This window comes from Streptomyces sp. NPDC023157 (assembly GCF_055560575.1).
This window is the reverse complement of record NZ_JBVHIL010000003.1, coordinates 354,598-378,710: the sequence shown is the minus strand read 5'-3', so window position 1 is coordinate 378,710 and position 24,113 is coordinate 354,598. Positions and strand designations below refer to the sequence as shown.

14 protein-coding genes and 2 pseudogenes are annotated in these 24,113 nt (G+C 70.4%); 6 read left to right on the top strand and 10 right to left on the bottom strand.

Features of this window, described 5'->3' with window-relative positions; translation table 11 throughout:
• Positions 1-16 precede the first annotated feature (16 nt).
• A complete protein-coding gene (locus ACZ3ZE_RS12870; protein WP_467258945.1) occupies positions 17-6,127 on the bottom strand; it encodes a DNRLRE domain-containing protein in 6,111 nt (2,036 codons plus the stop codon).
• A 356-nt stretch (positions 6,128-6,483) separates the two neighbouring features.
• Here ACZ3ZE_RS12870 and ACZ3ZE_RS12865 point away from each other — a divergent pair, with 356 nt between their 5' ends.
• Entirely contained in the window at positions 6,484-7,527 is a 1,044-nt protein-coding gene (locus ACZ3ZE_RS12865) for an AraC family transcriptional regulator (protein ID WP_467258942.1), read from the top strand.
• A gap of 308 nt (positions 7,528-7,835) precedes the next feature.
• Here the strand turns inward: ACZ3ZE_RS12865 and ACZ3ZE_RS12860 are convergent, their stop codons facing one another.
• Positions 7,836-8,987 carry a Dyp-type peroxidase gene (locus tag ACZ3ZE_RS12860; RefSeq protein WP_467258939.1) on the bottom strand — a complete coding sequence of 384 codons (1,152 nt, stop codon included), beginning with the start codon at positions 8,985-8,987 and terminating at the stop codon, positions 7,836-7,838.
• Between the two features lie 90 nt (positions 8,988-9,077).
• On the opposite strand from ACZ3ZE_RS12860, the gene ACZ3ZE_RS12855 reads away from it, so the two are divergent.
• A complete protein-coding gene (locus ACZ3ZE_RS12855; protein WP_363292390.1) occupies positions 9,078-10,439 on the top strand; it encodes a right-handed parallel beta-helix repeat-containing protein in 1,362 nt (453 codons plus the stop codon).
• 49 nt (positions 10,440-10,488) lie between these two features.
• On the opposite strand, the gene ACZ3ZE_RS12850 is transcribed toward ACZ3ZE_RS12855, so the two are convergent.
• Together ACZ3ZE_RS12850 and ACZ3ZE_RS12845 are read right to left on the bottom strand one after the other, a co-directional pair.
• Positions 10,489-11,172, bottom strand: coding sequence for a hypothetical protein (locus tag ACZ3ZE_RS12850; RefSeq protein WP_467258936.1), 684 nt, complete (start codon positions 11,170-11,172; stop codon positions 10,489-10,491).
• A gap of 232 nt (positions 11,173-11,404) precedes the next feature.
• Positions 11,405-13,801: an SdrD B-like domain-containing protein gene (locus ACZ3ZE_RS12845; RefSeq protein ID WP_467258933.1), complete on the bottom strand. Its 2,397-nt coding sequence runs from the start codon at positions 13,799-13,801 to the stop codon at positions 11,405-11,407.
• A 796-nt stretch (positions 13,802-14,597) separates the two neighbouring features.
• Between ACZ3ZE_RS12845 and ACZ3ZE_RS12840 the strand changes: the two are divergent.
• Together ACZ3ZE_RS12840 and ACZ3ZE_RS12835 are read left to right on the top strand one after the other, a co-directional pair.
• A pseudogene (locus tag ACZ3ZE_RS12840) lies at positions 14,598-15,276 on the top strand (zinc-binding dehydrogenase); the annotation flags it as partial.
• Between the two features lie 55 nt (positions 15,277-15,331).
• A pseudogene (locus ACZ3ZE_RS12835) lies at positions 15,332-15,646 on the top strand (ornithine decarboxylase); the annotation flags it as partial.
• Positions 15,647-16,140: 494 nt separating this feature from the next.
• Here the strand turns inward: ACZ3ZE_RS12835 and ACZ3ZE_RS12830 are convergent.
• The gene (locus ACZ3ZE_RS12830; RefSeq protein ID WP_467258930.1) at positions 16,141-16,836 is read right to left on the bottom strand and encodes a DUF4232 domain-containing protein; all 696 of its coding nucleotides are present in this window, start codon (positions 16,834-16,836) and stop codon (positions 16,141-16,143) included.
• A 576-nt stretch (positions 16,837-17,412) separates the two neighbouring features.
• Positions 17,413-17,628 carry a hypothetical protein gene (locus ACZ3ZE_RS12825; protein WP_467258927.1) on the bottom strand — a complete coding sequence of 72 codons (216 nt, stop codon included), beginning with the start codon at positions 17,626-17,628 and terminating at the stop codon, positions 17,413-17,415.
• Positions 17,629-17,883: 255 nt separating this feature from the next.
• Here ACZ3ZE_RS12825 and ACZ3ZE_RS12820 point away from each other — a divergent pair, with 255 nt between their 5' ends.
• Together ACZ3ZE_RS12820 and ACZ3ZE_RS12815 are read left to right on the top strand one after the other, a co-directional pair.
• On the top strand, positions 17,884-18,093 hold the full coding sequence (locus ACZ3ZE_RS12820) for a hypothetical protein (RefSeq protein ID WP_467258924.1): 210 nt from the start codon (positions 17,884-17,886) through the stop codon (positions 18,091-18,093).
• Positions 18,094-18,532: 439 nt separating this feature from the next.
• Positions 18,533-18,865, top strand: coding sequence for a hypothetical protein (locus tag ACZ3ZE_RS12815; protein WP_467258921.1), 333 nt, complete (start codon positions 18,533-18,535; stop codon positions 18,863-18,865).
• Between the two features lie 78 nt (positions 18,866-18,943).
• On the opposite strand, the gene ACZ3ZE_RS12810 is transcribed toward ACZ3ZE_RS12815, so the two are convergent.
• The 4 genes from ACZ3ZE_RS12810 to ACZ3ZE_RS12795 form a co-directional block, all read right to left on the bottom strand.
• Positions 18,944-19,255: a hypothetical protein gene (locus ACZ3ZE_RS12810; protein ID WP_467258918.1), complete on the bottom strand. Its 312-nt coding sequence runs from the start codon at positions 19,253-19,255 to the stop codon at positions 18,944-18,946.
• A gap of 794 nt (positions 19,256-20,049) precedes the next feature.
• A complete protein-coding gene (locus ACZ3ZE_RS12805; RefSeq protein WP_361179276.1) occupies positions 20,050-21,261 on the bottom strand; it encodes a PucR-like N-terminal domain-containing protein in 1,212 nt (403 codons plus the stop codon).
• Positions 21,262-21,473: 212 nt separating this feature from the next.
• Complete coding sequence (locus ACZ3ZE_RS12800; RefSeq protein ID WP_361626498.1) at positions 21,474-22,418, bottom strand: hypothetical protein; 945 nt, start codon at positions 22,416-22,418, stop codon at positions 21,474-21,476.
• A gap of 65 nt (positions 22,419-22,483) precedes the next feature.
• The gene (locus ACZ3ZE_RS12795) at positions 22,484-24,094 is read right to left on the bottom strand and encodes a DUF6801 domain-containing protein (RefSeq protein WP_467258915.1); all 1,611 of its coding nucleotides are present in this window, start codon (positions 24,092-24,094) and stop codon (positions 22,484-22,486) included.
• Positions 24,095-24,113 lie beyond the last annotated feature (19 nt).

The following is a 24,113-nucleotide window of genomic DNA, read 5'->3' as shown; positions in this document are numbered from 1 at the left end:
GACTCCTCTCAGTGACTCAGTTTCGGGAAAGGTACTTCCGTACCTTGTTGTAGATGCTGCCCGGGCCCTTCTTGTACGGAGGCCGATAGCCACCGGACTTCATGACGCGGTCCGTGGCGGCGTCGAGGGACTCTCCTGCCCTCCTGCGCTGGCCCCTCGCGAAGCTCGGCACGTCGTTCGCCTTCGCCTTCCCCGACTTCCTGGCCTCTCGCCACAGCGCCCGTAGCTTGTTGTACGCCCAATGCCTGCCTCGCCAGAGGGCGTATCCGGCGATGGACACCAGAACAGCGATGCCGATGACGGCGATGACCGTTCCCAGGCTGACACCGAGGCCCGCTCCCGCCACAAGGGCTGCGACCGCCATGCGCCCGTCGAGGTCCAGCATGTTGATCGGGTCGCCGCACACGTAGTCGTAGCTGTTGCAGCTGCCGCCGTGAATTGGGTCCGTGGAGAGGAACCGTCCGGTGACGGGATCGTAGAGGCGGACGCCCATGAGGGTGAGACCGGTGAGGGTCTCGCTGGAGCGCTGCATGCCGCCGAGCCAGTTGTACCGGCTGTCGGGTTGCTCGGTGCGGGAGTTGCCGTACTCGTCGTTGTCCAGAACGATCGGCGCGTCGGCGGGGTTCAGCGGAAGCTGAAGGGCGATGTCCCCATGGATGTTGGTCAGTTGCAGAGCGGTGTCGCCGCTGCCGCCGGTGACCGCGGCGAGCCGGCCGGAGGCCGAGTCGACGTAGCGGCTGATCGAGCCGTCGTTGACGTTCTCGGTGATCCAGCGAGGTGCGTCGTCATCGCTGCCGTAGTGGTTGACCTTCCCTTCGGTCTGGGACCAGGTGCCATCGGTGTTCTCGTCGACCGTCCAGGAACGCGGTCGCTGCTCCGCGTCCAGCTGCCACGTCTGACGGCGCCCGCCTGCGACCTGTTGGTGGACGAGGTCGTTGGCGAAGTACCCGATCTGGGTGCCTGGCAGCGCGGTGGTGCGTCCGAAGGCGTCGTAGGCATAGCCCGGGTCAACGAGCCGGTCCGCGCTGTCGTAGGAGTGTGCCGTGGCCGTACCCCCGCCCGTCGGGCATGAGGCCCCGGCAGTTCCCGTGGCCGTTGTCTGCGACGTGCGGTTGGACCGTCCGTCGAAGGCGTAGGTGCGCCGTGTGCACAGGTCGCCGACGGTATCGGCGACGCCGGTCAGGCGCCCGATGCCGTCGTAGGTGTATTCCTGGGACGACCAGCCGTTGTGGCGGGCGACCTGGCCGTGGACGGACCTGTCGACCGAGTCCGCATACACGATCTGCTGATCGCTGTCACGTGTGTAGACGCGGGACGACGTGGCGCCCGTGCTGTCTTCCCCGACGGTGAGGGTGTAGCCGCCGGGGAGCTTTTCGGTGGCGACTGAACCATTGGCGTCGTACCGGGCCTCGAAGGTGCCTGCGATGGAGTCGGTCGTCGAGGTGGCGAAGCCGCGGGGGTCGATGGCGGAGTCGTAGGTGTAGCTCACCGTGGAGGGGGCGGAGTCGCTGCTCTTGACCGGGCGGTCGAGCAGGTCGTACTCGGTGCGGGTCACGCCTCCGTCGGCGTCGGTGTACGAGATCTGGCGGCCCAGCTTGTCGTACTCCTTCGTGACGGTGCCGCCGGTCGGCGAAGTCGTCTTGACGGCCAGGCCGGTGGCCGGGTCATACTCTGTCGTCGACTCCGGAACAGCTTGCCCGACTCCACCAGTCACGACGGTCGAGGTCGGACGGCCGGCCGCATCGTACGTCCGCATCGTGGTGCGGGTGCTGCCGTTGGCGGTCTCGGTGACCTTGGTCGGGTTGCCCCACCAGTCGTACTCGGTGGTCGTCCTCGGCAGCTCGGTCGGGTTGGAGCCACCACCGGCGACGGCGCCGGCAGGGCCAGTCGAGCAGAGCAGGTCGGCCCATTCCGGACGGCCCTGGCACGTGCCCGTACCGGTTCCGGACCAGTAGGACAACACCCTGGTCGCCGCGTCGGATCCCGTCGCGTCGGAGGGACGGTACTGAGTGGCACGTCCCTGAGTGTCGTACGTGACCGACTCAGTGGTCGCGAGCCCGCCGGGGTCCTTGACCGTCTTGACTGGCACGCCCCTCACCCAGTCGTAGCTGACCTGGGTGACTCTCTTGTCGGACATCGTCGTGGAGCCCAGGACCTGGGCTCCACCGGTGACCTTGGTGATCTGGTGCTCGACCGCTGCCGTGCCGTCCGTCGGACGGCCGGCGTCGTACTCATTGACGGTCCAGGAGCGCGCCACGGACGATTCGCCGTCCAGGGTGACGCGGTGCAGAGGGCCGAACTCTTCGAGTTCGCGGATACCCTTGGTGTCGTAGTCGGATTCTGTGGAGAGCAGGTCGGCGCGGTCCTTGGCGGGCAGGCCGATGATGCCGAGGTCGGTCAGCGTCGCCTGGTCGGCGGCGGTGCCGCCCAGGGCGAGTGCCCGGTTGCCGGCGGTCAGCTGGCGGACGGTGTTGCCGAAGCGGTCGTATTCGGTGGTGGTGATATTGCCGCCCGGGTCGACCGTGTTCACCTGGCGCCCGGAGGCGTTGGTGTACGTGATCGTCGCACGGCGGTAGTCGCCGGCGGTCAGTCCGTCGCCGGAGTTCGCCGCGGGGACGGTGTCGGCCGGGAAGACGGCGGTCGCGTCGGTGGGGGCGTCGGTCTGCCCCCAGGCGTCGACGTCCGAGACGCCCAGCTTGTAGGGGGCGTTGGTCCCGGTCAGCGGCACGTCGTAGACGATGCTCGTCGCCGCCGTGCCGGACACGACGTCCTTGCTGCCCTGCTGGAGGGCGAAGCGGCTGGCCTTGGTCAGCATGCCTTCACCGGCGGTGGCGGCGTTGCCCGCCTTGCCGTACGTGAACGACCACGGGAGCTCGCCGGGCGGGGCGAGTCCGGTGACGCGACCGACGCTGTCGTAGCTGTAGGCGGTGGTCAGCGCGGGGCTGATCTGCGGGTTGTACGTCTCGCGCAGGCGGCCGGAGGTGTCGTACGCGTACTTCTGTACGGTCTTCGAGGTCGCCGTGGTCGCACCGGGCTCGGTGGACCAGGCCCGGATCTCCTTCACCTGGCCGGCGAAGTCACCGAGGACGCTCCCGGTCGCGGTGGTGATGTTCGCGTAGACGAACTCCAGCGCGCGGCAGCCCTTCGTGGACGGCGTCGCCGTGCAGGTCGTGGCGGAGGCGGCGGAGGTCGGGGCGATGACCAGCTTCGGACGGGCCAGCTTGCTGGTACCGACCGTCACGGCCTCGGAGATCACCGTGGTGGTGGACTGCGCGAGGCCGTCCAGGGTGCTGGAGGCGACCTGCCACGTGGTGGCGGCCGGGTCGGGCTTGGTGAAGACGGTGACCGTGCCCTCGGTGTCCTTCAGGGTGAACGAGCCCGTCAGCGAGCCGGTCAGGGTGAGGTCCTCGGAGCCCGGTTCCGGCTTCCAGCCGCCGCCGCTCTTGGCGGTGAAGCCCAGCTCCTCGCCCTCGGCATCGACCAGCGCGACCGAGGTCGCCGTCGACTTCTTCAGGTAGGACCAGTCCGACTCGGTGATCTCCGCGGTCGTGCCGGAGGTCCACTGCGGACCGAAGATCGCCGCCTGACCGTCCTGCTTGGCCCCCGCGTCGGGGCGGCGCGAGGAGGCGGAACGCGACACCGACAGCCCGAACAGCGACGTGTCCGTGGCCGACAGGTTGTAGTCACCGGTCAGCAGGTTCACCGAACCCGGACCGGCCTCCTCCGACGGAGCGGTGCCCGCGTTGCGGTCCACGGTGATCTCGTTGTCCGGCGAGTACACGGTCGTCGAACCGTCCGTGAACGCGGCGCGGACCTCGATCGGTCCGTCCTCGGCCAGGGTGTCCGTGATGTTCCACGTCAGCCCGGCAGGCTTGCCGTTCGTCACCGCGACCGGCCAGCCGGAGACGGTGTTCGAGCCCTGCCGGACGTCGGCGACCGGCACGTTCTTCCACGTGTCCGTCTCACCGCGGCGGTACTGGTAGGTGACGCCGGTGTAGGACGTCAGGCCCTCCGCCGACAGGCCGACACGCCGGGCCGGGCGCTCGCCCTGGCCCGGGGTCAGCAGCGCCGCACCCGAGCCCGCGTAGAAGACGTGGGACGCCTCGGTCGAGGTGTTGCCGGCGGGGTCCTTCGTGCGGACCGTCACCGTGTGCTTGCCGGCGGGGAACGTCAGCGTCTTGGACAGCGCGGCGCCGGTCGTCGTGGCCGCCGCCCAGGCGCCGGAGTCCAGCTTGTACTCCACCGACGCCACATCCGTGGCCGGCGGGGTGAAGGTGAAGGCGCCGGAGAAGCTGCCGTTGGCGTCCGGGGTCCCCGACCACGTGTTCGCCGGGAAGTCCGTCGACGCGACCGCGCTGGTGGCGGGCTTGGTGGTGTCGACGGTGAAGTACACCGACGGCGTCCAGTTCGACCAGGAGCTGCCGTCGTTGATGCGGCCCTTGAACCAGTAGGTGTGGCCGTTGACCAGCTTGCCCGGCGGCACCTGGAACGAGACCGTCTTGTTCTGCACCGGGTCGTAGGTGCCGGAGTCGTACACGTCCAGGTTGGTCGTGCCCTCCCACAGCTCCCACTTGTAGCGCAGGAAGTTGGTCTCGGCGTCGCTGGCCGTGTAGACCATGTCCGGCGTGGTGGTGGTGACCCAGTTCTTGCCGCCGGAGGCGCTCCCTGGGGTGACCTTCATCGGGTTCCCCGCCACGGGGATCGTGTTGTACGTGACCGACACGTACGGCGTGTTCGAAGCCGCGTTGCCCGAGTTGAACCGCTTCCACGAGTACGGGTCCGACTCGTTGGTCGCCTTGATGCCCATCGAGTTGGTGCCGTTGCCGTTCGCCGCCCAGGCGACGGCGAGATTCTTGATGTCCTGCGACACCCAGCCGTCGGCGCACGAGGACGAGAAGCCCTTGGTCGCCGTCGAGGTGGCCCACTTGGTGGTGAAGCCGGGCTGGTTGGTCCAGCGTGTGGCGGTCGTGGCGTGCGGGGTGTCCCACACCTCCCAGCTGGACGGCGTGCAGGACCAGGAGTGGGAGTTGAACAGGTTGAGCTTGGCGCCCAGGATCTGCTTGCCCGAGATCCCCGTCATCGGGAAGTGCAGGAACGAGCGGGCGATCTGGCCGGCGCCGTTGTTGCCCAGCTTCAGCTCCGTCGACGCCGACATGTCGGTCGTGTAGCCCTGCTGGACGAACGTGTCGAAGCTGGCGCCGATGTTGACCGCCGGGTCCACGGTCACCGGGTACTTCGTCGCCGGGTCCGCCAGGAACTTCGCGTCCGGCGTCAATGTCAGGTCCACCCGGCTGCCGCGCTGGGTCACCTTCAGGCCCACGTCCGCGCGGCGGGTGTGCTCGCCCGACTTCGCGTCGACGGTCGCGTCCCACATCACCGGCGCCGGAAGCAGACCGACCTGCTTGCCCGTCTTCGCGTCGACGAACGTCACCGAACGGTCCGCGTTCGCCCGCGCCTTGACGCCCTTCGCGTTGAGCGTCAGTGTCACCGAACCGTTCGCCGCCACGGCGGAACGATTCTTCAGCTCCAGGAACTGCTCGAAGCCGGTACGCGTCGACTCAATGACCAGGTCCGTCGCCGTCAGCGCGTCCTCGTAGCGGGCCGTCGTCCCCGACAGCTTCGGCTCCGGCAGCACCCCCCGCCACGACAGGCCCAGCTCACGGCCCTCACCGGCGGCCAGCGTCACCAGCGGAACCTCCGCCGTGCCCGCCTTGCCGGACGCGCCCGACGCACGCACCTTCGCCGCCTGCGCGGCCGGCGTCTTCCCGCCGAGCCGCAGCCCCAGCGGGTGGCCCTTGGCCGCGATCACGCCGTCCCGCTTCACCAGCTCGACGTCGATGTCCCGCCACTGCTCGTCCGCCCCGTCACGGAAGCGGACCGGGCCGGACGCACTGTCCGTCGTCACCGTGCCGTCGGGATTCGCCCAGGTCGTCGTCGACTCCGTGCGCTCCGACAGCGCCTCCACCCGCTTGCCCGACAACCGGGCCGCGACCTGCGCCGACGGCAGATCCGCCGCCTCCGTCGCGTACGCGGGCCTCTCGACCGCGGTCTCCCGCGACGAGAGCGCCACCGCCTGCCCGGTCGTCGCGACGACCACCGCGGCCTCGAAGGCCATCAAGCCGGCCACGGACAGCGCGATCCGAGGCAGCGCACCCCGGCGCAGCCACCTCGACCCCCCGCCCCATCTGTCCGGCAGATCCATACGTTCGTTCACTGCTCGATCCCTCCCCTGGAAAAGCGTGCTCAGGTCACGTGCTGGGGGGAGGACACGACGGAGAGCCGGCTGCCGACTGCAGTCGCGCCTAGCCGCCGACTCTCTGCTCCACTGCGTCACCACCCCGGCACCGAACGCGACGCTAAATGTCTGTGGATCACCGGCACAGGTCCGAGCGCGCCACGCACGGGACATCTCGCGCCAAGCACGGGGACGAATTACCGACCCCAGGAAAAAGCGGTCACCCGACTGACATACAGTCACCGCTCGTGTCATCGCTTACGCATCCGGGGACCACGTCCGCCGCCTTCACCCGCATCAACGCCAGGGCCGCTGATCTTCTCGGCATCCCCAAGGTCGCCTACGCCAACCTCCTGGGCATGGATCCCGAGCACCTGGAAGGTGACCAATACCGGCCCCCGGCGTCTACGAACATCCGTCTCTGGGAGCTGATGGTCACCAAGGCCCCCTGGACCGAGGTCACCCAGCTGATGATGGAGCAGACGGTCTTCGGGCAGCTCGGAGTGTGGGACTACCTGTTGACCTCCGCGCCCACCCCGATCGAAGGGCTCCGCGACGCCACCGAGTTCCTCGTCGGCGTCGCGGACGCCGGCAGCGAGACCATGTTCGTGAGCCAGGATGACGGGGAGATCACCCTCAGCCATGTGAACGCCGCCGACCTCAGCTATACCGCCGCTTCGGCCATCCGTGCGTACGCACTCGCCATCATCCGCCAACGGCTCGGTGCAGCCCTGCGGAAGGAACTGGTTCCCGTCCGAGTCGCCCTCGCCACAGAGGCGCCCCGTCACCATGACGTCCTGCACGCCCTCTACGGCACTCGAAACATCGACTTCGAGCGCCCGGTCAGCTCCATCACTTTCCACGCCGACGACCTGCAGGGCCCGATGCCACAGTTCCAGCCGGGCCTGTCCGCCGTGCTGCGCAGACACGCCGAACTGACCATCGCCGCGGCCATCCCCCTGCACAGCTGGCTCGACCTGTTTCGCATGGCTGTCAAGGACGCAGAAGCCGGCCCCGACGGCGCGACGCTGGCCGCGACGGCATCCCGCCTGACTGTCAGCCCGCGAACACTCCAGCGCCGCCTCGGTGAGCACGGTACGACCTGGACGGCCGAGATCGAGGACATGCGTCGCGTAAAGGTCACCCAGTTGCTCAATGCCACGGACTTGCCCGTCGACGCGATCGCCCAACGCAACGGCTACGCCGATGCCCGTACCCTCCGCCGCGCCGTACTCCGCTGGACTGGACACACACCTATGGCCCTGCGCCAGCAGACCAAGCCAGCCACGTAAGCCCAAGAGGGTGGTGGTATTTCCTGGAACGTGCACAGTGACGACCAGAACACGTGACACCTTCGGGTGGAGGAAGGGCTGAGCCGGCTCGTGGGCGACTACCTGTTCTCCAGCACGGGAAAATGGAGTGCTGCTTCGAGAACGGGGGTGATGGGTGTGGGCGATGTAGCGGGAGTCCCGGCTCCGATGGGCGGCCACTCAGAGTGATCGGCTTCCATAGGGCCAGCCGCCGATGCGGGCTGAATCGGCACACCCCAGGCTGCGCGGAGAGCCGCGTGGCAGCCACAGCTGACAACCGCGGGGCGTGATCAGCCGAACAGCCGGGAACCGAGCGGGTGTCGACCGTCGAAGCCGGGGAGGATCAGGAAGGTCGCGCTGGCGGTCGTGGTGGTGAATCGCAGCAGGGCGTCCGAGGTTTCCATGTGGGCGAGGGTGGCGGTGAAGGTCCGCAGGTCGTTCTGGAAGCTGATGAAGAGCAGGCCGGGGGCGGGATCGTCGGTGCTGTAGGAACGGCGGAGCATGAGGCCGGTACCGACCACGACGGGGTTCGCTCTGCGCACGTGGGCGTCGGCGGGGACGAGATAGCGTCCGTCCGGTGTCTTGGCGCCGAGGTCCGGGCCCAACGCGACGGGGCCGCCCGAGAGGGGGACGCCGCTGGCCCGGCGCCGTCCGAAGACCGCCTCCTGCTCGGGCACGGACAGGGCGGCGAACCGCGACAGGTCGAGTTCCATGCGGCGCAGTACGGCGAGGGTGCCACCGGCGACCTGGGGAGGGCCGGCCAGCCACAGGTCGCGTTGTTGCTCGGCGCTCGTGTGCGGGCCCACGATGCCGTCGATGAAACCGAGCGGATTGCGGGGCGCGGTCAGACCGTCGGCGACGGGCACGTTCGCGCCACGGCGCGCGGACTGCCGCCAGCGTTCGCGGACGCGGTCTCCGGCTTGGGCCAGGAGCGCGGCGGCGACGACCGGGAGGAGCAGCGCGTCACCGGCACAGATCTGGATCAGCAGGTCGCCGCCCCGGGCCCGTGGCGCGATCCGCTCACGGGAGAACCGGGGCAGGTCCACCGCGCCGGGCAGCGAGCCACCGGCCATGCGGACCAGCCGGGGGCCGACGCCGACGGTCACGGTGAGGTCGCCCGGCGGCAGGCCGAGGAGCCGTGGGTCGGTCCCCGCGACGAGTGCGCGGACGGCCTGGCCGAGTTCGGCCAGTAGCGGACCGGGAGCGACGTCGGCGCCGAGGTCGGCCACCAGCGCCAGGAGGTTCGCCTGGGCCGGCTGCGGGAGGACGATGCCGGCCTGATGGCGTCCGGTCGGCGACACCTCCGCGCCTGGGGCGGGGGAAGGGGGCCCGTTCGGCCGGGCCGCGGGCGCTTCGCACCCCGCGGTGAGCCCCGTGGCCGCCGCGGCCCCGGCGACACCGATGAACGCGCGGCGTGACGGACGGGAGTCGGCTCGGTGCATGGGGTGCAGAGTGCCACACCGGAATCGCCCGTGTGGGTCAACCTGCCTTTTTCGGGCTGGAATCGGGTGGTGTCATGCCAGGATCGGATCATGCCTCGATTAGCTCTTCGCGTGCTGGTGACCGTACTGGGCACGCTGACGCTTGTGACCGGTTGCAGCGACGGCGGTGGTGGTGGTGACAGCGACGGCAGATCGGGGGAAGGCCGACGTCCGAGCGGTGCGCAGGTGACGATCCGGGTCCCCGGCGATGCCCCGACGATCTCGGCCGCGGTGTCGTTGGCACACCCCGGTGACCTGGTGCTGGTCGCTCCGGGCACCTATCACGAGTCGGTGAGGGTCTCCACGCCTCGCGTCACTCTCCGCGGTGAGTCCCGGGACGAGGTCGTCATCGACGGACGGTTGCAGCAGCCGAACGGTGTCGTCGTCGCGGCTCCCGGGGTGGCCGTGGAGAACCTGACCGTGCGGAACAACACGCAGAACGGCGTGCTGGTCACCGGTTCGGCGAAGGCGGCGGCGGCCGGGCTGCCGGGGCGAAGCGGCGGCTACGACACCGGTGACGAGCCCGTCACCTTCCTGACGTCGTTCCTGGTCTCGCACGTGACCGCGACCCGCAACGGGCTGTACGGCATCTACGCGTTCTCCGCCCAGAACGGCGTCATCGAGCACTCCTACGCGTCAGGCGGGGCGGACTCGGGGATCTACGTGGGACAGTGCAAACCCTGCCGCATCGTGGTGCGGGACAACATCGCCGAACTCAACGCGGTCGGTTACGAAGGCACGAACGCCGGCGGGGACATGTACGTCGTCGGCAACCGTCTGGTCGGCAATCGGGTCGGCCTGACCACCGGCTCCAATCACCAGGAGAAACTGCTCCCGCAGCAGGGCGCCGTCATCGCGGGCAATCTGATCGCCGCCAACCAGCAGCCGGCCACCCCGCAGCAGGCCGACGGCGGGTGGGGCATCGGCGTCGGCGTCGACGGCGGCAGCGACAACCGGTTCGTCCGCAACCGCATCGCCGACAACGGCAACGCGGGGCTGGTGATCACCGCGACCGCCGACATCCCCGCGGTCGGCAACCAGATCACGGACAACACGTTCACCGGCAACGGCGTCGACGTCGGCTGGACGTTCCCCACCGCGGCACGGGGACGGGGCAACTGCCTGCACGGCAACGACCTGCGGACCACCGTGCCCGCCCGGCTCGCGGCCATGGCGTCCTGCCCACTGCCGTCCACGACGTTCTCGCCGGCCGGCCGATGGGCGTCGCCGACGGCCCCCGGTGGCATCCCGTTCACCGAGGTGGCGGCGCCTCCTCCACAGCCGCAGTTCCCCCACGCCCTGACCACGGGCGCCACCGTCGTCCCGGCGGTGCCGGAGCTGCCGGACCTGGCGGGCGTCCCGCTGCCGTCAGCGTCCCTGCTCGCCGCGGGTGCCCGGGTGCGGACATCCTGAGCGGCTCCGCGCCCCGGGCGCCGGCAACAGCCCGGGACTTCCCGGCTTGCTATCCCTTCGGGGTGGCTTCGGGCACCGGCGTCACCGGCAGGAACGTGTGGGTGTCGAAGGCGATGTCCACCGGCTCGGGTGCGGAACCGACGCTGACACGGACCCGGTACATCGTGCCGTCCGAGCCCACCCAGTAGCGCACGTTGCCCGCCGTACCGGAGCGGTCAGGGGAGGACGGCCCGGTCATGACGTCCACCCGACGCCCGTCCACCTGGTCCCGCCCCCACCAGGCGGCGCCGTTCTGCGGCAGCAGTTCGGCGTTGTCCGGCCGGTCGTTGCCGAGACCGAGCGCGATGGTCAGCGAACTGTCCAGCGAACTGCCGGAGGACCGCAGCGGACGGCGGTACCAGCCCGTGCGGGGCGGCGAGGCCGGCGCGTACGCCGGGGCGTCCGTCATCGGGTGGACGAACACCGCGTCGGCCGTCCACTCGATCAGCCCTTCGCTGGACGTGCCGCGCCCGGTGCCGTGGACCACGCCGTAACCGACCTTGCTCCGGTAGTCGACCGACCCGGTGACGATCAGCCCGCCGGCGGTGCCCGGGACGGTGATCGTCACCGCGCGGCCACGCGCCTCGTAGTTGCGGAACCGCGTGATCGCCAATCGGTTCGCCTCGTCCGAGGTCAGTGCCCGCGGACCGCGGGGTTCGGCGTCACCACCGGTGAACAGGAACACGGCGCCCACCGCGACGGCCGCCGTGGCGATGCCGACGGCGACCCGGCGTGGCCGCGGCCATCGGCGCGGGCCGGTCGCACGGCCCGGCCGTGCTCGCTGGTATCTCCCGCTCCGCACACGGCTCGACGTGGACACTCTTCTTCCCCACCCTCTCGGCTCACCGGCACCATGTGCCCGCAGGCTGCCCGGCCGCGCCATCGGGTCACGGCCGAGCAGATCAGATGACTGCTGTTCGGTTCGTTCAGTGTTCCCGGGCGCGGCGTTTCCGGCTCACGAACGCGATGACCAGACCCGTGCCCAGCAGCAGGCCGACGAGGCCGATCAGCTGCGCCACCCCGGACGAACCGGTCTGCGCCAGCGAACCGGAGTCCCCGTAGTCCGGGGGCGGCGTGTGGGAAGGCGGCGTCGAGGCGGACGGCGAGCTCGGGGTCGGAGTCGGGGACGGCTTCGCCTTCGGGATGTAGACCCCGGCATCGATCGTGTGGTCGACGCCGCCCGGCTTGTTCGGTGCCGTGACCGGCGCGTAGCCGTTGCACAGCCTCCCGGTGGTCGGCGGCGTCACGTTGGAGTCGTGCGCCCGGTCGGCGCCGGCTCGCGGGAGCGTGAACCGTAGCTTGTCCGCAGTGGGCCGCCCAGGCACCCCGCTGGTGTCCGCGGTGCACACGTCGAACTGGACCGTGTACTTCGCACCGGGGACGAGCTGGTACGCGGCGCCGACACCACCGAAGTAGTACTCGCCGGCGGCATCGGTCCTGGTCGTGGCGACCTGTTTGCCGTTCGCGTCCAGCAGGTTGACGGTCGCCCCGGGCAGCAGCGGCTCCGCCGGGTCCTGGATCCCGTCGCGGTCGCCGTCGAACCAGACGAGGTTGCCGATCTGGATCGGGGCGTTCGCCGCCGCGTACGCGATGTCGCCGAGCCCGCCGGCCTTGCCGAACCCGTTCTGTGCCTGGCCGACGAACTGGTACGCGTTGGCGTTCGGGGCGTTGCCCGGGCCCGCACCGGTCGTGATGTGGTGGTAACCGGTGCCTGCCGTCTCGACGTTGACGGTCGGGTCGAACTCCGTGCTGACGACCCAGTCCTGCTGCGGGATGTAGGCCACGGAGCCCAGCGCGGTCTCCTGGTGCGGTCCCTGGAAGAAGTCGCCGGGGAAGTACTCGACGACATCGGCGTCCTGGCCGCCATTGTTGGCGGGGGTGGCGTGGTTGGGGCAGTTTTCGGTGCCTTCCCACGCGTATCCACCGGTGGGAACGGCACAGACCATGGTGATGTCGCCACCGGCCATGCCGAGTTCCGACGTGTTGTTCCCGGGACGGGGGTCGAGCCCCCTGGCGCTGAGCACGTCCATGAACCGGTCGCGGAACCCCAGGATCATCGAGCCGTCGCGGCCGAAGGCGAGGGAGGCGAGCTCCGGCTGCGGATCGATGAAGGCGTTGCCCGCCTTCCGTTCGTCCCACGTGGTCAGGGCGGTGTTCCATGGGTTCCAGCGGGTGGCCTGGGGAGCGGCACCCGCTGCGGTGAAGACGGTGCCGCGCTTGTCGGTGAGCGTGTGGGTCAGCACCGTGGTGAACCGCTTGCCGTCGTAGGCGTAGACGACGGCCTTCAGGTCCGTGCGCTGCTGTGTGCTCTCGGCGCTGCACACACCGCCGACGTACAGCGTGTTGTCGTGGGCTTCCAGGCCGAACGGCCGCCAGTCACCGGGGCTCGCGCACCCCGGGTCCGGGATGGGCGTGGTCGCCACGGGCGCCGCGGCCGTGGCCTTTGTCGCGTCGAAGCTCACCAGGCTGCGGGTCAGCAGGTTCACCGCGTACAGCGTGGAGCCGTCCTCCGAGAGGGCCAGGGCGCCGATGCTCTCCTTGCCCGGAGCGTCGGTGAATCCCGGATCCTTGTTCATGTCGGTGTCGTGCGGCGTCCGGGCGGCATCCGGCACCTGCGCGAACAGCTTCGGTGCGCCGGAGCCGCCGACCGGCACCGTGTAGATCGCGCCGGGGCCCTCCGGCCCGTACGGGGCGAACCGGCGGGCGAACGCGCTCTGGAACAGCCGGGTGCGGTACCTGTCGTAGGCCAGCCCGAACGTCGTGCCCACCTGAGCCTGCGTGGCCAGCGTTTCCGGACACGCCACCCCGGTGGGACAGGTGCCCCTGGTCTGCGTCCCGAACGCCACCAGGGCCCGGGTGTCCGCTCCGGTGGCCCCGTTCTGGACCGGCACGAAGTACCGTGAGTCCGGCAGTGCGTAGTCGGCCGGGTTCCACACGCCCGTCACCACCGAGGCGTTCGTTCCGCCGGAGACGTCCACGAACGACGTGAAGCTGTCGAAGTGGTTCTCCGCCGTCGACGCGGGCGCCGCCCGCAGATAGCCGTTGTACGGCGCGGGGACGCTGACGTCGACGCGGTACCGGCCGCCGCGCAGCACCGTCGACCGCGACACCACCACTTTTCCGGTGGTGTCCGTGACGCCGGTGACGGTGCGCCCGGCGGGGTCGGAGATCTTCACCTTCATGCCGCGTTGCGGCACGTCCATCGTCGCGTTGATCACGCCGGTACCGAAGAAGTCGCGCAGCACCTCGACCGTCAGCGTGCCGTCCTCGGGCGAGGCGGCGACTGGTCCGGCCGTCGCCCCCAGGGCGCCACCCGCCAGCAATAGAACAGATAACCCTACGCGCGCCAGCGGCCCCGCACGCCTCGGGACCGTTCGGTGCGAGTCACTGTCGAATCGGTTCATGGCATCACTCTCCATGCACGGAAAGGAAAAGGACCATCGCTGCCGGGTGGACCTCTTCGCGATGATTTCTTGAGGGGTTTACGGGCGAGCCGTAGAGGTCGCAGGTCAGGAAGGCGTACACAGGTCCAACACCGCGGGCGGAGCTTCCCTGCGTGTTCATACAGTGCAGTTCAACCGCGGCACCCTCCACCGTCGACCTCGCCGACCGCCGTCGTGAGCGGCGCGCGACACTCTAGGCGCAGACGCTTCGCCGCCACCAGCAGAATTCTGAAATCCATCGGAATCAGCGATATTCCTGAGCGTCCGAGAAGAGCGACCGAAAGAATATGCGAATTCGGCGCGATGGCCGAATCCGAAGCCTTTGTCTGCGCAATGAGCGCAGGTGCGCCATTTCCACACGACGACTTCCGGCCGTGACGCCTTCGACCGACAGACGGCCGATGCCGATCCCGCTCCCACACGTGAGCAGCCGCGCGGCGCCGGGGGGCAGGTCCGATCGGGATCCGCCCGGCGGGCACCGGGCAGGTGCACCACAAGGAGCGTGAAGGTGGCCAGCGCGACGTTGCGTGCCGCGGCGTCGAGGCCGTTCTCCGGCGACGGTACGGAGATCGCGACGCGCCGGGCGGTCCTCGCCGACGTCGCCGCTCCCCTGCTGTACGAACGGCTACCGATGCCCTCGTCGCGCGCCTGCGCGACCGCGGGGGCGACGCGGATCATGGCGGTGCCGTTCAACGTCTCCTGCGGCACCTGCTTCATGTGCCGACGGGGCCTTCACTCGCAGTGCGAGACGACCCAGGTCCACGAGCACGGCAGCGGCGCGAGCCTCTTCGGGTACACGAAGCTCTACGGCCAGGTCCCCGGCGGGACAGGCCGAGTACCTGCGCGTCCCCTTCGCCGACACGCTCCCGATCCGTGTTCCCGAGGGACCGCCGGACGAACGGTTCGTGTACCTCTCGGACGTCCTGCCGACGGCCTGGCAGGCGGTCGTCTACGCCGACGTCCCGCGCGGCGGCAGCGTCGCCGTCCTGGGTCTCGGGCCCATCGGCGACATGTGCACCCGCGTCGCCGCCCATCGCGGGGCCGGTCAGGTGATCGGCATCGACCTGGTGCCCGAACGGCTGGCCCGCGCCGCCGGCCACGGCGTACAGATCCACGACCTGTCCCAGTACGGAGACCAGCTCGTCGACGCGGTCCGCGACACGACCGGCGGCCGCGGCCCGGACTCCGTGATCGACGCCGTCGGCATGGAGGCCCACGGCAGTGCCGGAGTCAAAGCCGCGCAGACCGCGACCGGCCTGCTCCCGGACGCCCTGGCCTCCGCTCTGATGAAGAAGGCCGGAGTGGACAAGCTGGGCGCCCTGAAGCTCGCCATCGAACTCGTACGCCGCGGCGGCGTGAGCCCGGCGTTTCCGCACCCTTGCGGTGGGCAGGCGCGGAGGCGGGTCCGCCCCGCCCGGACATAGCAGGGAGCGGGGCGGACCCCCGGGTGCGCGCCGTGCTCGGCGACGTGGTCTTCCGTACGGACGTCCTGGCCGCCAGCGGTCTGGACGATCCCGCCTCCTAACACGGGATCATCGAGGAAGCGCGGAAGCTCATGGCCGAGGCCGTGGGCGCCGATCACGCCTTCTTCTCCACCTGCGGCGGCTCGCTGTACGTGAAGCCCGCCATGCTCTCGGTCGCCGGGCCGTACGAGGAGCCGGTGCTCGGCGGGACGCGTACAAGTCGGTGGTGTCGGGTCTCGTCGTGTCCGACATCCGTCCCGTGTCCAGAGCGGCCGGCCAACGCAAGACCTACCTCGACCAGGGCCGAACGCGGCCGGTCGGTCCGCTGAGCGCGACGGCGGGTCAGTCCCGGGATCTGCTCAACGAAACTCTCCCGTTCACAGGAGGTGTCCGCGCAGATGAACCGGCGAACTTGCAGGCGCAGCACCACATGTCTTCCCGCGCTGGGCAGATCAGCAGGAAACCGCAGGTAGGACCCATGAACCGGGTTCGGCCGCCTTCCGCAGCCCGGACCCTCAGCACCCTCTTCCGCTCGGGAGACGACGCCGGCACCAAGGAGATCACGGGGCGTCTGCTCGGCGGCCTGGGGTGACCTGATGCCTCCCGGTTCGACCTGGGAGGCATCGGGACCGCACGCGGGCAGCAGCACTTCGCGCTGCTGTTCTCCGGGGTGGCGAAGGGGGGGCGCACGCGTTCAACATCACGGTGCTGCCCCGGCAGCAGTTCCTGAGCGGGGCGAGCGGGGCGGGGGCGGGGTCAGCCGGCCGGCGAGTCGCTGACCTTGCCCACCGGGCTGATCTCCAGCTTCCCGCCGTCCTGGCCGTCAGTGACGGGGAGAGTGCCCGCCGGCCACCTCAGGGTGACGTGCTTGGTCTCGTTCGGGGGCGTCACCACGATGTCGGTCAGCTTCACGCCAGAGCCGCCGCTGTTGTTGACCGGGAACGTGATGTTGAAGGCGGCGGTCTCGCCCTCCTTGAGGAGCTGCGGCCGGGCCTGCTCGCCGTTGCGCTTCACGGAGAAGGTGTCGCCCTGGGACGTCTTCAGGTCGACACCCGCGAAGCCGCTGATGCGGCAGTTGCCGCCGCCGCTGTTCTTGAAGGAGACGGTGACGACGCCTTCCGTCTTGTCCGTGGTGTTGTCGGCGGCGGCGACCTCGAGCGCGTCGGTGCGGCAGATGTCGACCTTGCCGTGGCTGTTGCCACCGGTGCTGGTGTCGGTGCCCTGGCCGCTCCCGCCGGTGCCGGTGCCGGCGCTCTTGCCGCTCCCGCCGGTGCCGGTGCCGGCGCTCTGGTCCGCCTGGTCCGCCCCGCCGGTGCCGCCCGCCTTGTCCGCCGACGCGGTGGGGCTGGCCTGCGTGCTGTCCGACGCGTTGTCGTCGCCGTTGCAGGCGGTGAGCGAGAGTGCGGCCACGAGGCCGATGGCGGCGGCGACGGCCTTGCGGGTGTGCAGCATGATTCCCCCGGGATGCGGTGCGGTCTGTGCGGTCTGGGTGATGCCGTGGAGCGTAGCTATTTGTACCGCGCGGTAAGTTACGAACCGTCAGTGATCATGTCCGCGTTCAGTCACAGATGGGGCCGCGCTCCGGCGGCTAGGCCGTGTCCGTAAAGTCGGTGGCTTGTTACCCCGTTCGTGGTGCGTCGACAGGAACTAACGGATTGCGGGCGCCTGCGGTACACCAATCTTCGGCCCGTATCCGCGTCTACGGCGAAGCCGAGGGCAGCTCATTCGCAACGACCGAGGTCGGCACAGCGCCGCGCACTGGCTCCGGAGGCCGTGTCCTCTTTTCGCGTTTACCACAGGTCAGCGGCGGCCGAGGCGCTGCGGGACTTCGACATCACGACCGCCCGTGCCTGCGCCGCCGGAGGACTTGGGCCGGATCACCCGCTCTGGGACTACGTGCCTGACGGCGAGAGGGCGTACGTACGCCAGGAGTACGCCTCCTGGCAGGCGGTCGAGTAACACGGCCGTCCCCGGGTAACCCCCGCAGCGCACTCAGGCGCGAGCCGACCCGCTGGTGGGTCCGCGGCCTCAGGCGGCCTTGTACATGTGGGCCTGCCCGCCGCGCCACTCCACCCAGAGTGGATCGTCGAGCAGTGCCTCCGCTTCCTCCAGGCCCGCGCGCCGCAGGAACTCAAGGACATCCTTGTCATTGTGGGCCAGGCCGAGGATGCCGCCCTGGCGGACGGTGACTCGTCTCCCGCCCGAGGGCGAAGGCGGGTGCACGACTATAGGGGCGGGCTTCATATGTCCAGGATGCTCCGGGTCTGCCGGTGGGGCGAACTCCGGCACTGACACCCCTTCCTCGCCAACCGCCGGTCATCCGTCACATGACACAGAGCCTGCCCAGGCGAACCCCCGCAGCGCACGGTGGGGGCGCCCACCCGGCGCGACCCGCACGCCACGACGAGCGCCGCGCTCCCGGGCCTGCGCGACCGCCCCGCGCCGGATGCGGGGAGGGATCACCAGTGCCAGGGTGGAGGAAACCGGCAAGAAGGGACGATGACGGTGAGCGGCTCCAAGGACAACGGCGACCCGCGGGTCGACGAGCAGGCCCGCGAACGGTCGGCCGAGCAGCGGAACATCACCGCGCCCACCCCGCCGGACGTACGGGATAAGGCCGCGGATGACAACGAGAACGAGAACGAGAACGAGAACGAGAACGAGGACGGCGAGGTCGCGGAGGACGGCACGGAGCCGACGACGCCGTGATGGAGGGGCAGGTGCCTGAACGGTCAGGGCACCGGCGTGACCGGGGCTGCGGCGATGGGAACCGTGCGGTGGGCTGCCCCCGCTGCCGGGGCATCGTGGGGCAGCCGGGGGCGGGTCTGCCACACCGGACAGGTCGGCAAGCCGGTAGCCGGTAGGGCGGACGTGAGAGTGTGTTCGGCCACGCACGGGCGTAGTGTGGAAAGCGTCAGGAGGCGGGTGAACGCGCACGTGGGTGCGCTCCATTCCGACCCGGAGGGTCGGTTCTTCCGCTTGTCGAACGGCTGGGACTTCTGTTTCCCGGCTCAGGTCGTTGACGTCGCGCTCGTGACGGCCCCCGTCACTACCTGAACCCGACGTAATGGCCCCTTTTCCGGCCCGCACCCGCGTTGCAGTCCGGCCTGTGCGCTGGTACCTGCCGGTCCGGCGGAAGAAGCCCTTCATGCCTGTGGAGCACACCTTCGCGGACCGCGTTCTGGCCCTGAGCCTCCCGGCCGATCTCGACGTCACCAGCCGCGCCGCCGCCGTCCTGCATGCGCAGGCGCTGGTACAGGCCCACCGCCCGCTCGGCGTCCGCCTCTACCTGCCCCACGGTCCTGCCAGTACGGCGTCGCTGAGCGTGCTCGCGCGGCTGCGACGGCTGTGCGAGGCCCTGGGCGTGCCGTTGGTGGTCACCGACGGGCCCTGGCCGCCTCCGGCGGCCGTGGCGTCCCTTCAGCAGCTGTTCGAACTCACCGGCACCGACCGCGTCTTCCTCCAGACGCCCGGACCGTGACCGGGGCGGCGGCGGGCCGATCGCAGGCGCACGTCGTAGCGTCGTGCCGTCCGGGCCGGATCTGACGTCGGCCCACCATCAGGAGGCGAAGCAGGCAGTGTGTTCGGCGCTCGTCCACGCGGTGTACTCATGCCGGACGCAGGCGCGGACGGTGCCGGGCTCGTCATCCCAGATCGGATGCCGCGGCCGAACCCCACCGCCCGCGTAGACGCCATCGGTCATCCCGTCGAAAGCACACAGCGCCTCCGCGGCCACACCGGCCCGGTCCAGCGCCCGCTCGCCCTCGGGGCGTGCCGGTGTCGGACATGTGCTGCCGACGTCCCTGTGGTCGTCGGCAGCGCGGCCCTGAGGGCCGGTCGCCGACCGATCCATGCGAATGCCGGACTTCAACGCTCCGTAGTCAGCACCAATCCAGCACGGGAGCCAGAACCGCGTCGCCAAAACGCGGCGCACCACACAAAACTGACACGCGCCTCATCGCCCTGTCGAGAGCCGTTCGGCGGGGATCGACAGGCTCGGTTCGCGCGGGCAGGGTGACAGCCCTCACCCCCGCGTCCAGAACTGTGATGTCCGGCCACATACGCCCCTGACCTGGTCATTCCTACGGTGTGGCGACACGACAACGTCCCCGTCACCCCGCTCGGAAGTGGTGCACATGGCCGCCGCGACACACGCCCCCACGCCCCCCGGTTCCCGCAAGCGCATCGTCGCCGCGTCCCTCATCGGGACCACCGTCGAGTGGTACGACAACTCATCCGAGCAGCGCTAGGACCTGCGGCTTTGCCCCTGGTGGGGCGTGCGATCCAGCACCGAACCAGCACGGGGAAATGAGGTGCTGCTTCGAGAAGGGGGGCGATGGGTGTGGGCGGTGTAGCGGGCGCCCCGGCTCCGATGGTCGGGTCACAGAGAGCGATCGACTTCCAGAGGGTCAGCTGCCGATGCCGGTTGTATCGGTACACCCCAGGTCCTTCGGAACGGCCCGGCCGGAGTCCGGCGTCGGTACGCGGTCCACGGTCGGCCCCGTCCGAGGCCCCTCCAGGAGCCGCTGCGGACCGGTACACCCCAGGTACTTCGGAATGGCCCGGCGCGGCACCCGCTGTCCGTCGGCCTCCGGGGAGAACACCGCGCGGTGGGGGATAGCGCGGGAGGGGGTGCGGTGTGGGGGGAGGGGGAGGCCGGTGGCCTCAGTGCTGGTGCTTCCCCGTGCGCAGGTGGAGCGAGCGCAGGGCGGCTTCGAGGGCGAAGCGGTGCTCCGGGTCGTGGAGCCGTTGGCCGAAGTGGTGGTCCAGGTTCCGAAGCCGGTAGCGGACCGTCTGGGCGTGCACGCCGAGCAGTTCGCCGACCTGCTCCGCCGGGGCCCGGGTGGAGACGTGGACCCGCAGTGTCTCGACCAGCCGGTCGCGCCGGGTGCCGGAGAGGGAGTCCAGCGGGGCGAGTTCACGGGCGGCGAGGTGGTCCACCAGGGCGGTGTCGGAGAGCAGCCATAACGTTGTCAGGTGCTCGTCGCAGTGGACCACGGGGGCGTCCGGCACCACGCCCTCGTCGATGAGCTGGAGCAGCCGGCGCGCCCAGCGCAGAGAGTGGGCGGCCTGCGCGGAGGGCAGGGTCGGCCCGATGACGGCGTGCACGCCGCCCAGCGCGGACTCCAGCATCGCCAGCCGCTCGCCGGAGAGGGGCCCGGGGACGAGCAGGTGCGGTTGGGGCAGGGTGGGCTCGGCCAGCACGTCCCGGTCGAGCGCGGGCGGCAGCAGTTCGGCGGCCGGCGGGCGCAGGGCGACCAGGGTGCACTCGGCGGGCATCTCCCATCCGGCCTCCTGGCACAGCGCGGCGATGGCGCCCTGGGGCAGCGGCGCCCCGGTGACCACCAGGTGGAGGAGCTGCCTTCGCCGCGCCGCCGTGTCGGAGACGCCCCGGGCCTGGACTGCCAGATAGCCCTCGCGGGAGAGCGCCTCCAGATCGTCGACGTAGGCGAAGAGCGCGTCGGCGAAGGCCAGGATCAGGGTGGGGGAGAGGTTGTAGGTGCGGCCGATGTACTTGGCCCTGCGCAGCGCGATGCGGGCACCGAGGCGGTACGCGCCCTGGAGGGAGTCGAGGTCTCGGCCCTCGTACGCCTCGACCCGGCCGAACTTGCGCAGCATGTCGTCCCGGAGCGCCGACTTCACGGTGGGGTTGGCGACCCGTTCGACAAAGGCGGTCAGCGCCTGTTCGATGCCCTGGCGGATCGCGTCGGCGTGGGGTCCGGCGAAGAGGTGGGCGTATACGGGGTAGGTCCGCTGGACCTCGACCCCGATCTCCTTGATGAGGCTCGGGATCTCCGGGCGCATCAGTTCGGCGAACTCGCGGGGGAGGGGGTCGAGCGGTTCGCCGGGGTTCGTGGGTGGTGCGATGGCGGTCATGAACCGATCCCTTGCTCTCTGGGTGACCGGTGCGGAATGAGCACGGCGCCCAACCTGGCGTGGTGGGCGCCGCCGTAACCGTCAGGTGTGTACCAACGGGGACTGTTGAAGTTAGATCAACTGCTCGGTGCTGTACACAACTTGCGTAAGAGTTGTTGATTGGAGGGGGCACCGGTCCCGGGAGTAGGCCGGTTATCGCCCCCGGATGGCCGTTACTTGACGGCGGAGTGCCAGTTCCGGGACAGGTTCTTGCCCGCGTCTGGGGCGGCGAGACCGGGCGCGAAGAGGCCGGCGAGGTGTGTCTGGGTGTTGTTGAGGATGAGCTTGTTCTTGCCGGCGGCGGAGGGCAGCCCCGTCTTGAGGTTGACGGCCGCGTCGATCACGCCGAACCAGCCCAGGCCGCAGCCGCTCGCGCCGGGGACGGCGAAGCTGTCGTCGTACTGGGTGGAGCCGAGCAGGTTGAGGCGGCTCATCTCGCCTTCCTCGTTGGGGGAACCGTCGCCGTTGAACTGCTCGAAGCCGAACTCGGGCGCGTTGGCGTTCCTCGGCCGCAGCAGGATCGGGTTGGCCTTCGACCCGATGTAGCAGTTGTCGCCCAGGAAGGGGTTCTGGAGGCGGATGCGGACCGGGACGGTCACGATCGGCTGGTCGGTCACGACGCCCGCGATCTGGTCGAAGTTCGAGGGGGCGCCGGCCGACTCCATGGTGGCCGTGATCTTGTTGAGCTTGGCGTCCGACAGCTGCCGGCAGATGTCGGTGATGAAGGGGATGTCGCTCGGACACATCAGCCCCAGCAGCCCTCCGGGCACCGTGGCCGAGTCCGCGATCAGCGAGCTGCCCGAGGTCCCCAAGACCGTGGTGGTGCCGTCGATGTTCTGGACGGCGCCGAACTGGAGGTTGGTCTTCCCGGTGGTCACCGTCGTGTTCCCCAGCTTGATGGACCCGCTGAGGGAGTACGAGACGACGCACTGCGGGGTGGCGTCGATGCCGTCCGCGGCGAGCATCGCCGGGGCGTCCACCGGGCACCGGTCGAGCGGCGCCCAGCTGCCGTTCAGCTGCGGACCGGCGGCGGTCGCGGTGCCCACGGCGGCGAAAGAGCCGAGGGCCGTGAGCGCGGAGACGACGGCCAGCTTCGTGCGGGTGGAGACGAGGGGCATGGGGGTGCCTTCCTGGGAGACGGGTGAAGGTCGGTGAAGGTCGGTGAGGGGGCCGGGGCGACGGGTCAGCGCGCGGGCTTGGGGACCTGGTACGGCTGGCCGTCGTCGGTGCACTCGGGGTCGATCGGCGGGAACGGGTTGAGGATGTTGCAGGTCTGGCCCTGGATCTGCCGGACGTAGTTGCCGGATCCGGAGATGGAGGCGGTGAGCAGCCGGTCGAGGTTCTCGCCGCCCGTGCCGCACCCCTTGAAGGCCGGGATGGTGACCTCGCCGACGAGCGGTCCGCCGCCGGTGAGGAGGTAGCCCGTGGCGGGCTCGCCCCAGACGTACTGGCCCTTGCCCACCAGCACCATGTGGTCCCCGGGGTACGTCGCGGGGTCGGGCTCGGGGGAGGAGAGCGGCTTCTCCGTGCGGCAGGAGGAACCGACGTTCAGCCGCGTGCCGTTGACCCGGACGTCGAGGACGCGCAGCACCAGGGGGGCCCGGACGTACGTCTTGCTGATGTTGTACGGCAGGGCGAGGAGGGTGTCCGAGTAGAGCGTCAGGGGGCCCGTCTGCTCCAGCACCAGGGTGGCGGTGGTCGGGGCGAACCCGAAGGTCAGGAAGGTCGCCTTGAAGGGCGGGGTCTGCTTGCGCCCCTGGGTGGAGAAGTGCCCCACCGCCTTGTTGATCAGATGGGTCTCCGGCTCGTCCTCGGTTCCCCCGGTGATGATCTCCGGTTCGGCCTGTTCCATCAGGACGCAGGTCAGCGGTATGAGGGAGGCGCCCTCCAGCTTCCGCACGTTGGAGTATCCGGTGATGTAGGCCGACAGCGACATGGGCGTCGGCTCCTTGGTGAGGCAGGAGGGCGCGGCCGGCCGGGGCGCCGGGGTGCCCGGCGTGTCGTCGTCGGCCGCCACCGGGCCCCGTCCCGCGCGCGGGTCCTTCGAGGCCGGGCGTCCCGCGTCCTTCCCGGTGTCCCGCTCCGGGAGTCCCGGGGCGGGACGCGAGGGCGACGGGGTGCCCGGGGACGGCGGCTTCGTGCCCGGTTCCCCGGTGGGGGTGCCGGTGCCGACCGGGACCTCGGCCAGCAGCGTACGGCCGTCCGGGTCCGGGGCGGGGGCGCAGGTCACGGAGAGCGAGGCGGGGGCGGTGGCCGTGCCCTCGGTCGTGCTCAGGGCGAGGTCCACGCCGAACGCGCCGGCCGTGAGCGAGAGCCCGCCGGCGGTGCCGGGCGTCAGGGACGGCACGTCCCCGGTCGTGGTGAGCGCGAGCGGCCCCTCGGCCGGGACGGCGGCGGGCTGCCCGGTGCCGCTCCACGTCGCGTCGGTCCGCTGCTCGCCCTGGGCCACGCCGACCGTGAGCCGGGTCTCCGCCCGTACGGTGGCGGCCTTGAGCGCGGTCAGTTCGGCCACGGTGGTCTCGGGGAACTCCACCGTCGTGGTGACGTCGGCGGGCAGGAGCTCCTCGCCGACCGCGACATGCTCGGGGAAGGCGGCGGTGATCCGCACGGTCGCGGCGCCCTGACCCGAGGGCAGGGCGCAGACGTAGGGCAGCGCGGCGTCGACCTTCAGCGTCCCGGCGGCGACGGCCGAGGCCGGAAGCAGGGGGGCGAGCGCCACGAACGCGGCGATCGCCGCACCGCGCACGCGGGTGCGGGTCCGGGTGGGGCGAGGGGTGGGCCGGGGGCCGTTCATCTGGTGCTCCGCTCGGGGT